The sequence below is a fragment of the Variovorax sp. dw_954 genome (assembly GCF_018449755.1).
Classification (GTDB): domain Bacteria; phylum Pseudomonadota; class Gammaproteobacteria; order Burkholderiales; family Burkholderiaceae_C; genus Variovorax.
Genome location: NZ_JAAVVD010000017.1, coordinates 178,943 through 190,859 on the forward strand (window position 1 = coordinate 178,943; position 11,917 = coordinate 190,859).

Genomic DNA, 11,917 nt, shown 5'->3' on the forward strand with positions numbered 1-11,917 from the left:
CTCATCGCTCAGGCAACCTTCTTCGGAATTTGCGCGACCCACTCGCGCGGTGCGAGCGGGAAGCCGAGCCGCTCGCGGCTCTCGTAATAACTTTGCGCAACGCTGCGCGCGAGGTTGCGGATGCGGCCGATGTAGGCCGCGCGCTCGGTCACGCTGATGGCGCCACGCGCGTCCAGCAGGTTGAAGCTGTGCGCCGCCTTGAGCACCTGCTCATAGGCGGGCAGTGCCAACTGTTGCTCCATCAGGTGCCTGGCCTGCTTCTCGTGCGCTGCGAAAGCGGTAAACAGGAAGTCGACATCGCTGTGCTCGAAGTTGTAGGTCGACTGCTCGACCTCGTTCTGCTTGTAGACATCGCCATAGCTGAGGCCATCGGTCCACGTGAGGTTGTAGACGTTGTCCACGCCCTGCAGATACATGGCGAGGCGCTCGAGCCCGTAGGTGATCTCGCCGGTCGCCGGCCTGCAATCGATGCCGCCGACCTGCTGGAAATAGGTGAACTGCGTGACTTCCATGCCGTTGAGCCAGACCTCCCAACCCAGGCCCCATGCACCGAGCGTCGGGTTCTCCCAGTCATCCTCGACAAAGCGGATGTCGTTCTTCTTCAGGTCGAAGCCCAGCGCTTCGAGGCTACCCAGGTACAACTCCAGGATGTTCGAAGGCGCGGGCTTGAGTACCACCTGGTATTGGTAGTAGTGCTGCATGCGGTTCGGGTTCTCGCCATAGCGGCCGTCCTTGGGACGGCGGCTCGGCTGCACATAGGCGGCCTTCCACGGCTCCGGTCCGAGCGCGCGCAGGAAGGTGGCCGTGTGCGATGTGCCCGCACCCACTTCCATGTCATAGGGCTGCAGCAACGCGCAGCCCTGGTCGGCCCAGTACGACTGCAATTTGAGAATGATTTGCTGGAAGGTCAACATGAGACTGGCCGGCGTAGTCCGGTCAAAGAGCACGAACGCGCGGACGAGGTCCGCGAAAGCCGGTGATTTTACGGGGGCGGGGCCGGCGCCGCGGCGGTTAGGCTCCCGGGCCCAGGAGATCGCTTTGAGCGCACAACAATTGATATTGAGCGTGGTCCTTGCCACGATGGTTTTTTCGGTCGCGCTGGAGCTGAAGGTCGATGACTTCAAGCGGGTTGCCCAGACGCCCCGCGCCGTCATCTGCGGATTGATTCCCCAGTTCATCCTCTTGCCGGTCGGCACGTGGGCGGCGACGCTCGCGCTCGACCTGCCGCCGGACATCGAGGTCGCGATGATCCTCGTCGCGGCCTGCCCCGGCGGCTCGCTCAGCAACGTCATCACGCACTTCGGCCGCGGCAACACGGCCTTGTCGGTGAGCGTGTCGGCAGTCGCCAGCGTCATCGCGCTGGTTGCCACGCCGTTCAATTTCAGCTGGATAGTCGCCAACAACCCGGCCACTGCGGGCTGGTTGCGCACGCTCTCCATCGACCCGTCCGACATCTGGGTGAGCCTGCTGCTGTTGCTCGCGATCCCGATGGCGCTGGGCCTGTCGCTGACGCACTTCAAGCCCGCGCTGTCGAAGAAGCTGCAGAAGCCACTGGCCAACTTCTCGCTCGTGGCGTTGCTGGCCTTCATCGTCATCGGCCTCATCGTGCAACGGCAGCTGCTCGCCATCGGCCTGCTGCCCTTGCTGGTCATCGTGATCCTGCACAACGCCAGCGGCCTGTTCTTCGGCTTCATCACCAGCGTCGCGATGCGCGTGAGCGAATACGATCGCCGCGCCGTGATGATCGAAGGCGGCATGCAGAATTCGGGCCTGGCGTTGGGCATCATCGCGGTCCAATTCAACAGTGACCTGGGCATGGTGCTGATCGCCAGCCTGTGGGGTATCTGGCACATCGTCAGCGGACTCTCGCTGGCATTCTTCTGGAGACGAAAAGATGCAGCACGACCTGCTTATTGAGAACGGCACGCTGGTCGACGGCACCGGCGCCGCCCCGTACACCGCCGACATCGCGGTGCGTGACGGCAAGATCGCGGCGATCAGCCGCACGCCTGGTGAACTCGCCGGCACCGCACGTGAAACCCTCGATGCCCAGGGCGCCTGGGTCACACCCGGCTTCATCGACATCCACACGCACTACGACGGCCAGGCCACCTGGGACGACTGCTTCTCCCCGAGCATCCATCACGGCGTCACCACCGTGGTGATGGGCAATTGCGGCGTCGGCTTCGCGCCCGTGCGGCCAGGCCACGAGGACGACCTCGTCAAGCTCATGGAAGGCGTCGAAGACATCCCCGGCGCCGCGCTGCACGAGGGCATCCGCTGGAACTGGGAAAGCTTCCCGCAGTACATGGACGCGCTGGCCGCCACGCCGCGCAGCCTCGACTATCTGGTGCAAGTCCCGCATGACCCGTTGCGCATGTACGTGATGGGCGAACGCGCGGTCGCACAGCAAGCCGCCACGCCGGAAGACATCGCGGCAATGCGCACACTGCTGCGTGAAGCGCTTGAAGCGGGCGCCGCCGGCTTCAGCACCGGCCGCAGCGACAACCACCGAACCTCCGACGGCCTCGAGACGCCCGCGTCCGAAGCCAGCGCCGCCGAACTGATCGGCATCGCCTCCGCCTTCGACGGCTTGCAACACGGCGTCGTGCAATGCGTGAGTGATTTCGACCTGCTGCGCGGCCCCGAGAACTTCGATCAGGAGTTCGCACTCGTCGAGCAGATGGCCCGCGCCTGCGGCCGCCCGCTGTCGATGACCTGGCTGCAGCGCGACCCCGGCGGGGAACAGTACCTCGCCATCCGCGATCGCGTCGAAGCTGGCGTGGCCCAAGGCCTGCCGCTCTACCTGCAGACCGCCGCGCGCGGCATCGGCGTCATCAACGGGCTCGACGCCAGCTTCCACCCTTTCATGGGCTTCCCGGGCTACAAGGAAATCGCGCACCTCCCGCTGGCCGAACGCGCGGCTGCGATGCGCGAGCCCGCACGCAAGGCGCGCATCCTCGGCGAGAAATCAGCACGGCTCGCCGGCGACGGCACGGCCATCCCGCCACTCGTCGACGAACTGCTGGCCCGCATCGACTTGATCAGCGGCCGGATGTTCCCGCTCGGCCCGTCGCCGGACTATGAACCCTCGGTAATGCAGAGTTTCCTCGTGCGCGCGAAGCAGGCCGGCATCAAGCCACTGGAGGCGCTCTACGACCACCTGTCCGGCGGCGACGGCGACCATCTCATCTACTTCCCGATCTTCAACTACAACGGCGGCTCGCTCGACGTGCTCGGCGAGATGCTGCAGCACCCGCGCGCGCTTGCGGGCCTGAGCGACTCGGGCGCGCACGTGGGCACCGTGTGCGACGCGAGCTTCACCACCTTCATGCTCACGCACTGGGCCCGCGACCGCGAGCAGGGCCGCCTGCCGCTCGAGACCGTCGTGCAGATGCTGACCCAGCGCAACGCCCGCTACCTCGGCCTGCAGGACCGTGGCACGCTTCAAGTCGGCATGCGAGCAGACCTGAACGTGATCGATCCGCAAGCGCTCGGTGTGGGCGCCCCCAAGCTCGTCGCCGACCTTCCGGCCGGCGGCAAGCGCTTCATGCAAAAGGCCACGGGCTACCGCGGCACCTGGGTTGCCGGCCAGGCGGTGCAGCGGGACGGCACGATCACCACCGCCCGGCCAGGACGCCTCGTGCGGCTCGGCGCCTGAGCTGACGAAGCAAGCGGCAACTGCCGTCGCCCGGCCCCTCGCTTCGATTCGGCTTCTCCATCTCGACGATGCAGCACGCGGCCGGCCAGGCGTAGCTCGGTCCGGCGAGCCTCGAAGCGCCTGAGGAAGCGATGTCGCCTTGCCCTGTGACTGCGTCTGCGTCGGGTAGCGAAAACCTGGCGGGGCGCGATCCTGCAGGCGCTGGAATCAATGCTGCCCGATCATCTCGATGGCCCCCTCAACGGCCGTCGCCGAAGCACACCAGGCAGCACTGTGATCGCGATCACGAGCATGGCCGCAAGCCACAACGGCACCAGGCCGAATCGCGAGACCCAGGCTGCATAGGGCGTGATGCCGTTCCGCCCTTCCACCGTCGCCACCAGCACACCGCGCGTGAGTCGCGGCAAGGATTGCGTCACCACGCCGTGGTGATCGATCACCGCCGTGGTGCCGGTGTTGGTGGCGCGCACCATCGGCCGCTGGAACTCCAGCGCGCGCATGCGCGAGATGGCCAGATGCTCGTCGATCGCCACCGAGTCACCGAACCACGCGATGTTGCTGACGTTCAGCAGGATGGTCGGCGCGAGCGCCTCATCGCGAAAGTTGGCCCCGATCTCCTCGCCGAACAAGTCCTCGTAGCAGATGTTCGGCGCGATGCGCTGCCCCAGCCACTCGAAAGACGGCTGCGCCAGTCCGCCGCGCGCGAAGTCGCCCAGCGGAATGCTCAGCATGTCGGTGAACCACCGGAACATGCCCGGCACGAATTCCCCGAATGGCACCAGGTGGTGCTTGTCATAGCGATAGGGCTCGGCCTGGCCGACCTTGAATCCAAGCACCGTGTTGGTGTAGCCGCGCCCGTCACCCATCGGCAAGCCGACAATCGCAGCTTGCGATCCGCTCCCGTAGCGCGACGCGATCGCAGGGAGATAGCCCGGCGGCAACTGGCTCGGGAGCAGGGGCAGCGCGGTCTCGGGCGTGACGACCAGCGAAGCGCTCGCATCGCGCAACTGCATGCCATACCAGTCCAATGCGGTGGCGATGCCGCCGCCGGGAATGAACTTTTCGTCCTGGGGAATGTTGCCCTGGAGCAATGCGATCTGCAGCGGGGGCGGCGGCGCTTTCGCCGCCCCCGCGGTGACGTCGGTCACACCCAGTGTGCCCAAGCCGCCCAGCATCAGCACCACGCCCGCCGGCGCCAGCCATGAGCCCTTGCCGCGATAGTCGAGCCGCAAGCATTGCGCCATCATTGCGGCAGCCAGCGCAGCGATCGCCACGATGCCGTACACACCGACCAGGGGTGCCAGCATCGCCAACGGCCCCTCGACATGCGCATAGCCGCCCGCTCCCCAGGGAAAGCCCGTGAACCAATAGCCGCGAATCAGTTCGGCCAATGTCCAGAGCGCTGAGAAACTCACGGCCCGCCACAACCAATGGCGGGGCCCCCAGGCGACAAACACGGAACACGCCACGGCGTAGTACAGCCCCAAGGCCGCTGCCAGCGCCAGCACCGCCAGCGCAGCGAGCGGGGCCGCCATGCCGCCGTAGGTGTGCATGGAGATGAAGAGCCACCAGAAATTGCCGCACAGCCACGCAGTGGCAAAGGCCCAGCCAAGACCGAAGCCCCTGCGCCACGGTTTCGGCGCCGCATCGAGTCGCAAGCCTTCCAGAAGCCACACCAATCCGGCCAAGGACAACAGTTGCAGCCACCAAAGCGGATGACCGCTCCACGGCCAGGCAATTGACGCGGCCTGCGCCGCACCTGCCAGCGCGAAAGCAAGCAAGCGAAGCAGCGTGGCGTTCAATCGGCCGCGTCGTCGCCGCGCGCCGGCGACACCTTGAACCAGCGCACCGCACCGCCCTTGGTGTGCAGCACGACGAAATCGAAACCGCCCAGCGCATGGTGCTCGCCCCGCTTTGGGACGTGACCCATCTCATGGGCGATCAGCCCGCCAATGGTGTCGAAATCCTCGCTCAACGCTTCCTCATCGAAAACGATGCCGAAGGCCTCGGCCACCCGCTCGATCGGCGTGTCGCCCGACACCCGGTAGGTGTGATCGGCCAGGCCGAAGATGTCACCCTCTTCCTCGGCGATGTCGAACTCGTCCTCGATCTCGCCGACGATCTGCTCGAGCACATCCTCGATGGTGATCAGCCCGGCCACGCGGCCGAATTCGTCGATGGTGATCGCCAGGTGATTGCGGTTGCCGCGGAACTCGCGCAGCAGGTCATTGAGGCCCTTGCTCTCCGGCACGAAGGTCGCGGGCCGCAGGAGCGCGCGAACGTTCAATGCCGGCGCACGCTGCAGCTTGAGCAAGTCCTTCGCGAGCAGGATGCCGATGATGTTCTCCCGGTCGCCCTCGAAAACCGGAAAGCGCGAGTGCGCCGTGTCGATGACCACGTGAATCAGCGAATCGAGCGAGGCATCGATGTCCAGCAGGTCCATCCGCGGCGCTGCAACCATCACGTCTGCAGCCGTCATGTCAGCCATGCGCAGAACGCCTTCGAGCATCACGCGCGACTCTGCGCCGATCACGTCGTTGTCCTCCGCGTCGGCCAGTGTTTCGATCAGTTCGTCGCGCGAATCCGGCCCGGGATGGATGAATTCGGCCAGCTTTTGCAGAAAGCTTCGTTTGTCTTCCCGTTCAACGGGGGTGCGCTCAGGGTGAGGGTCGGCCACTGCGGGAGGGCGTAGTTGGGGAAGCGCAAGGATACCGGAAAGGGGAGCGCCTCCCGGGCATTGCAGCGCCGCTGGGGCGAATGCAACTGGTCGATCGACTATGGGGCGGCGTGGTCGCTCGCCGGTCGCCCGCCGCGTCGGATCTCCTGCATGACGTGCAGGAAGTTCCAGAACCGCTTGGCTCGGGTCTTGAGTTGGTAGTCGACTTCGCCAATGTTGTCGAGCGCGATCTCGGTCATGCGGCTGTCGAAGTCGGCCTTTGGCAACTCCAGATGCGCCTCGGCTTCCGAGCCCGTGCGCACGACCGTGGCGCCGGCATTGCGCGCGATCTTGATCATCGCTCCGTTTTCACTCAGGGCGTGAATGAAGAGCATACCAATGCCCTCGTTTCGCGCGGTCACGATGGTCCGTTCGAACAGGCGTGCGCCATAGCCGCGCCCACGGGCGTGCTTCGACACCGATCCGCCAAATTCGGCGCAATCCATCGGTTGGTCCGCAGGCGGGAACGCCAGGTGCGCCAGGGCGATGATCTCGAGCCGGCGGTTGTAGATGCCGAATATCTCGTCCCGGTCGAAGTCGAGCGCGTCGACATATCGCTGCACTTGCTCATCCGAAGCGGCATAGCCGAACCGCAGATAGCGGTCATGCAGGTCAAGGTCCAGCAAGTGCCGCGCGATGCGCTCGCGCTCACCCGGACCAATGGAACGTATGGGCACAAGGACCGGCTGCTGACCTGGGTCATCCGGCAGGCGGGGCTCAGTGGCAGGCACTTTGAAAAAAGAACCCGCGCCGAGCGACGCCTTGAATAGTGAACTTGCGTTGAGCATGGTTCCAATATAAGGGTTTTCCCCAATAATGGAAGTCGGACACCATCGATAAGTGCCGATCCAGTGACGTATTACGAGGCATTGTCGTGAAAAATATGCGAACAAGCCAGTTATACCGGGACCGCGGTCGTTGTCTTGACGCGATCGAGCACGAAGCTCGTCTTGCAGTCTTCCACGCTCGGGTGCTTGAGCAGGGTGTCCATGATGAAGCGGCTGTAGTGCGCCATGTCGGCGACGACAACGCGCATCAAATAGTCCATGTCGCCCGTCAACGCCGCGCATTCCACTACTTCCGGCCAGGTCTGGACGCTGGCGCGAAAGAGGTCCATCGGATTGCGCTTGTGACTTTCGGTGTGCTTCTCGAGCCTGACGTTGATATAGGCGGTGAGTCCCAAGCCTACGGATTCAGGCTTCACGAGCGCCACGTATCGGTCGATGACGCGACTTTCCTCAAGACGCTTGACCCGGCGCAAGACCGCGCTGGGCGAAAGGCTGACCTGTTCAGCAAGCTGCTCATAAGTCGCCCGCCCGTCTGCTTGCAGCGTGCGCAATATCAGGCGATCCAGCTTGTCGAGTGCCTCCATAGGCGGATTCTCACAGCTTTATTGCGCCTTCGGGTCGAAGTAGGCAAGGGAAGCCCGCTGCGCTGTGATGTGCTGCACAGGTGAGGTGGTTTCCTGCGCCTGATCGGCAATGGTCAGCTCTCCCCTTCTACTAGGAGATCAATCTACATCCGGCAGTTACCCTGTCCCCCCGAACCGATACGGGAGCCTGCATGAACTCATGGTCGAGCGGTACGAGAGTGCGCCGCCATGTGACTAGCAACCTTGATCTCATCGAATGGCGCCAGGCCTTCCCGGCCAACAAGCTGCTGGCCAGCGCGACGCTCGATCGCATGCGCCACAACGCCTACTGCCTGGTGCTCGAGGGCAAGAGCTATCAGGCCCGCGTCAACTTCCGGCGGTGATCCGCCAGCGTCTTGCCAGTGAGTCTAAACCGCTCAAGCTTGAGACCTTCGATGGTGTCTTTCAACCTCGTTGGTCCGCGCTCAACAAACCGGTTTTCGAGCCCGAACTACATGAGCGCGAAGCTGCCGGGACGGGAGTCCCACCAACTGCGAGCGCAAGTCCAGGCCGAGATGGGCGCAAAAAAGCCGCAGCCGGGCAGGATCAGCCGCAGGTTGTGGCCCGCGCCGCACATCACCGCATGCAGCGCGTCACCCAGGGCGCCCTTGAGCGGACTTCGCGCGAGTCTGTCGTGCATCTTCATGTGCCCGCTCGCCGGGTCGATGGCGCTGCGCCTGTGGATCATCGCCTTGAGCGTTCGGGTGACGCTGCGCTTCTGGCCCGAGCGCAGGATGCGCACCCCCTCGATCTCCACACCCCGATAGCCCTTGTCCACGATGGCCGTTGTCGACCTGCGCTCGGCCAGGATGCCCACCTGCTCCAGGGTCTCGGCCAGCGTGTGGCCGTCATAGGGGTTGCCCGGCATGGAGCGCATGCCCACCACCAACCCTTCCTTCAAGGTCGTCGCGATGCTCACCTTGACGCCGAACTCCTATGGGGTGCGTGCCATGCCCTTGGAGATGCATGACCTTGCCCCCGAAAAACGTATCCCTTGCTGAGTGTTTCAATGCAAGCAAGGAGAACGGTAATGACGAAGACGATGAGAGCGCGCTACACGCTGGAGTTCAAGAAGGAGGCTGTGCGGCTGGTCGAAGGTGGCCAGAGCATCGCGGCGGCGGCGCGCACGTTGGGCCTGGTCGAGCAGACTGAGCTGGCCCCTTGTATGACAGGACACGGTCTATCGCTTATCTTTGAAGATAGGAGTAGGACTGTGAGTACGAATAGGAATACGGATACCGTCGAAGTGATCATGAGGGACCAGCGCCGCAGGCGCTGGTCCCTCGCGGAAAAGTCTGCGCTCGTCAAGCGCACCTACGAGCCGGGCATGAGCGTGTCGCTCGTGGCCCGCCAGGAAGGCGTTGCGGCCAGCCTGCTGTTCCAGTGGCGCAAGCTCGAACGCCAGGGTGCGTTGATGGCCGTGTCCGCCGGCGAATCTGTGGTGCCGGCCTCTGAACTGGCCGCCGCACGCGCCGAGATTGCCAAGCTGCAGCGCGTACGTTGACCTCATCGATGAAGAGGTCGTCCGACCAAGCCATCCCGATCGCCTTGTCCAGGCGCTTGAGCAGTGCATTGAAGGTCTCGCCATCACGGCGCACGAGCATGGCCAGGCAGTTGCTTGCGTCGGCCGCTGTGGCAGCGCACTCGTGAGGCGGCAGCGCGCCGATGTTGATGTCACCACCATCGGCGATCAACGCCTCGATGTTCTTCGTCGCTTGCACCATGGCAGCGTCAGAGCTTGATCGCGGTCAGGCGGTCGTTGACCTCTGTGGAATCGAACGCCTTGGGATTCCAGGTCTCTACACCGATCCATTCGGTCAAATTCTCGTGCTCCGGGTCTTCAGGATTGGCCATGGCCTGGACGAAGTCGGCATAGCCCGGAATGCCGCCGCAGTCCTCGGGCGGCGTCGCGCAGGCGCCGCCGACGCAGAACGGCAGAGGCAGCAGCGGATCCGGTGCGAGCTTCTTCTCGACCTTGATGCGGTGATCCCAGTGGTCTCCGAAGTCGTAGACGTAGCTCAGCGTCGATCGGTTCAGGGCGGTGGTCAGTCGCGTGCTCTCGCTGGTGATCGAGCCAGGATCGTCGTACAACGGATCGGGCGTTCCATAGCGCTCGCCGTCGCCGGCGATGAACTCGTGCAGGTGCGAGTGGCTCCATCCGAAGGCGGCCTGGATGACCAGATGAAGCTTGAGCAACGTGATCGTCTCGGGCAGCAGCACGCGGCGCCAGACCTTAGGCTTTGTGCCGCGCAATTCGATGTGAAGTTGGAGGATTGCCGGGGACGTCTTGATCCTATGTACCTTGGTCGCCATGCTCAGGCTGCTTCTCGTTGGTCGCCGGCGCGTCGGCCGATGTTCCACGGCAGCAACTCGTCGATGCGGTTGATGGGATGGTCGGCAATTCGCGTCAGCACATCGCGCAGATAGGCCTCGGGATCGATCCCGTTGAGCTTGACCGTCTCCACAAGGCTGTAGATCGCCGCAGCGCGTTCGCCTCCCGCGTCCGACCCCAGACCCCATGAAGAGGTAGTTCTTGCGGCCGAGACTGACGCCTCGCAACGCGCGCTCGGCGGCATTGTTGTCGATCTCGATGCGGCCGTCGCCGACGTAGCGCGTCAGCGCCTTCCAGCGCGTGAGCGAGTAGCCGATGGCGGCGGCGATCTCCGACTTCGCCGACACACGGCCCACCATGGCGCTCAGCCAGGCGTGCAACTCGTCGAGCAACGGGCCTGCGCGTGCCTGGCGCTGTCGTCGTCGCTCGTCGGGCGGCTGGCCACGGATGTCGGCCTCGACCGCGTACGAGGCGGCGATGCGCTTGAGCGCCTGCTCGGCCACCGATCCCGGTGCTCGTCCCGGACTCAGGTGCAGATCCCACCACGGTCGTCGCGCATGAGCCCAGCAAGCGGCTTGCTTGACGCGGCCACTGCCGTACAGCTTGCCCCAGCCACCGTAGACGTCGGCCTGCAGGATGCCAGTAAAGTTCTTGAGGTGCGTCTGCGGGTGCTCGCCCTTGCGATCGGGAGAGTATTGGAACCAGACAGCCGGTGCGTCCTGGCTCGCTGCCGGGCGATCGTCTCGCACGTAGACCCACAGCCGCCCTGTCTTCGTGCGCCCGCGCCCCGGGTCGAGGACGCCCACCGGCGTGTCGTCGGCATGCACCTTCGCACCCGCCAGCGCGTAGTGCCCGAGTGCGGCCACCAGGGGGTCGAGCAATTCATCGCCCCGGTCGACCCATCCGACCATCGTGGAGCGATCGATGAACACGCCGTCGCGAGCGTAGATGCCGCTCTGCCTGTACAGGGGAATGTGGTCGCAATACTTCGAGACCATGACATGCGCAAGGAGCCGGGCCCGGCGACACCACGCGCGATCGGCCGGCTCGGCGCGGTGGCTTGGAAGATCGTCTCGCAGGCCACGCAGGCAAGCTTCGGCCGCACATGGCGAATGACCTTGAAGCGCGAGGGCACGTACTCGAGTTGCTCGGAGACGTCGTGTCCGATCAGGCGAAGACGACCGCCGCAAGCGGTACAACCACAGGCCTGACCGTTTGCGTCATGGTGATCGGAGGTTGCTTCGGGCCGATACACCTGGGCCTCGCGCGGCAGGTGAGCAGGCAGCTTGCGATCGATCTCCGGCGCATTGGCGGCATCGGGCTCAGCCACAGCGATCGGCGTCGGGCGCTCATACAGTGGTTCGCCTTCCAGAAGAGCGATTTGAGGGTCATCGAACTGCTCGCTGGACGATCCGAAGCGCGCCCGAAGGCTGCGCCTCAACTGCAGCTTGAGCTTGTCGACCATCAGCTTGAAGAACACCACTTCGGCATTTCTCCCCTCGACCACTCGCAGCAAACCTTCAACGGTATGGGGTGTAGTAGAGTCGTTGATCGGGGGCGTCACGTCATCTACTGTGCCCGGCCGGCGGCACGTCGAACATCGGTGCTGCACCGGAGAAATTCTCATCCAGTAGGCGCGCTCGTTCGCGCGCCGGAAATCAAGCAGCCAGCAACGGCTCGTGCGTGCGCACCGGCATGCGCCAGTCGATGCCTTCGAGCAACATGGAGAGTTGCGCCGGCGTGAGCGAGACACTGCCGGAGGCGGCCTGGGGCCAGACGAAACGACCGCGCTCGAGT

10 protein-coding genes and 4 pseudogenes are annotated in these 11,917 nt (G+C 64.6%); 5 read left to right on the forward strand and 9 right to left on the reverse strand.

Translation table 11 applies throughout. From position 1 onward, the window contains the following. Positions 1-8: 8 nt before the first annotated feature. Positions 9-914, reverse strand: a complete 906-nt coding sequence (gene glyQ / locus HB681_RS24435) for a glycine--tRNA ligase subunit alpha (protein WP_213957456.1) — start codon at positions 912-914, stop codon at positions 9-11. A 124-nt stretch (positions 915-1,038) separates the two neighbouring features. On the opposite strand from glyQ, the gene HB681_RS24440 reads away from it, so the two are divergent. Next, positions 1,039-1,917: a bile acid:sodium symporter gene (locus HB681_RS24440; protein WP_213957457.1), complete on the forward strand. Its 879-nt coding sequence runs from the start codon at positions 1,039-1,041 to the stop codon at positions 1,915-1,917. Then, entirely contained in the window at positions 1,895-3,661 is a 1,767-nt protein-coding gene (locus HB681_RS24445) for an amidohydrolase family protein (protein ID WP_213957458.1), read from the forward strand. Before HB681_RS24440 ends, HB681_RS24445 begins: the two co-directional genes overlap by 23 nt. A gap of 221 nt (positions 3,662-3,882) precedes the next feature. Here the strand turns inward: HB681_RS24445 and lnt are convergent, their stop codons facing one another. The 4 genes from lnt to HB681_RS24465 all read right to left on the reverse strand — a co-directional run bounded on the left by lnt (position 3,883) and on the right by HB681_RS24465 (position 7,749). Continuing rightward, complete coding sequence (lnt, locus tag HB681_RS24450) at positions 3,883-5,463, reverse strand: apolipoprotein N-acyltransferase (RefSeq protein ID WP_213957459.1); 1,581 nt, start codon at positions 5,461-5,463, stop codon at positions 3,883-3,885. Beyond that, positions 5,460-6,338: a transporter associated domain-containing protein gene (locus tag HB681_RS24455; RefSeq protein ID WP_213957460.1), complete on the reverse strand. Its 879-nt coding sequence runs from the start codon at positions 6,336-6,338 to the stop codon at positions 5,460-5,462. The genes lnt and HB681_RS24455 overlap by 4 nt, the downstream gene beginning before the upstream one ends. Positions 6,339-6,436: 98 nt before the next feature. Continuing rightward, complete coding sequence (locus HB681_RS24460) at positions 6,437-7,165, reverse strand: GNAT family N-acetyltransferase (protein ID WP_213957461.1); 729 nt, start codon at positions 7,163-7,165, stop codon at positions 6,437-6,439. 110 nt (positions 7,166-7,275) lie between these two features. Continuing rightward, entirely contained in the window at positions 7,276-7,749 is a 474-nt protein-coding gene (locus HB681_RS24465) for an Lrp/AsnC family transcriptional regulator (protein WP_213957462.1), read from the reverse strand. A gap of 230 nt (positions 7,750-7,979) precedes the next feature. Here HB681_RS24465 and HB681_RS24470 point away from each other — a divergent pair, with 230 nt between their 5' ends. Beyond that, a complete protein-coding gene (locus HB681_RS24470) occupies positions 7,980-8,132 on the forward strand; it encodes an ATP-binding protein (protein WP_345944737.1) in 153 nt (50 codons plus the stop codon). Between the two features lie 81 nt (positions 8,133-8,213). On the opposite strand, the pseudogene HB681_RS24475 reads toward HB681_RS24470, so the two are convergent. Beyond that, positions 8,214-8,755, reverse strand: a pseudogene (locus HB681_RS24475) (transposase); the annotation flags it as partial. Positions 8,756-8,818: 63 nt separating this feature from the next. On the opposite strand from HB681_RS24475, the pseudogene HB681_RS38300 reads away from it, so the two are divergent. Together HB681_RS38300 and HB681_RS24480 are read left to right on the forward strand one after the other, a co-directional pair. Beyond that, positions 8,819-8,938, forward strand: a pseudogene (locus HB681_RS38300) (transposase); the annotation flags it as partial. A gap of 15 nt (positions 8,939-8,953) precedes the next feature. Further along, a pseudogene (locus tag HB681_RS24480) lies at positions 8,954-9,286 on the forward strand (transposase); the annotation flags it as partial. A 233-nt stretch (positions 9,287-9,519) separates the two neighbouring features. Here the strand turns inward: HB681_RS24480 and HB681_RS24485 are convergent. The 3 genes and pseudogenes from HB681_RS24485 to tnpB form a co-directional block, all read right to left on the reverse strand. Further along, positions 9,520-10,101 (reverse strand): plasmid pRiA4b ORF-3 family protein, encoded by a 582-nt coding sequence (locus tag HB681_RS24485; protein ID WP_213957464.1) that lies wholly within the window; start codon positions 10,099-10,101, stop codon positions 9,520-9,522. A gap of 2 nt (positions 10,102-10,103) precedes the next feature. Further along, positions 10,104-11,636 (reverse strand): annotated as a pseudogene (locus HB681_RS24490) (IS66 family transposase). Positions 11,637-11,778: 142 nt separating this feature from the next. Beyond that, on the reverse strand, positions 11,779-11,917 hold a 139-nt coding region (tnpB, locus tag HB681_RS24495), incomplete at its 5' end, for an IS66 family insertion sequence element accessory protein TnpB (RefSeq protein ID WP_213957478.1).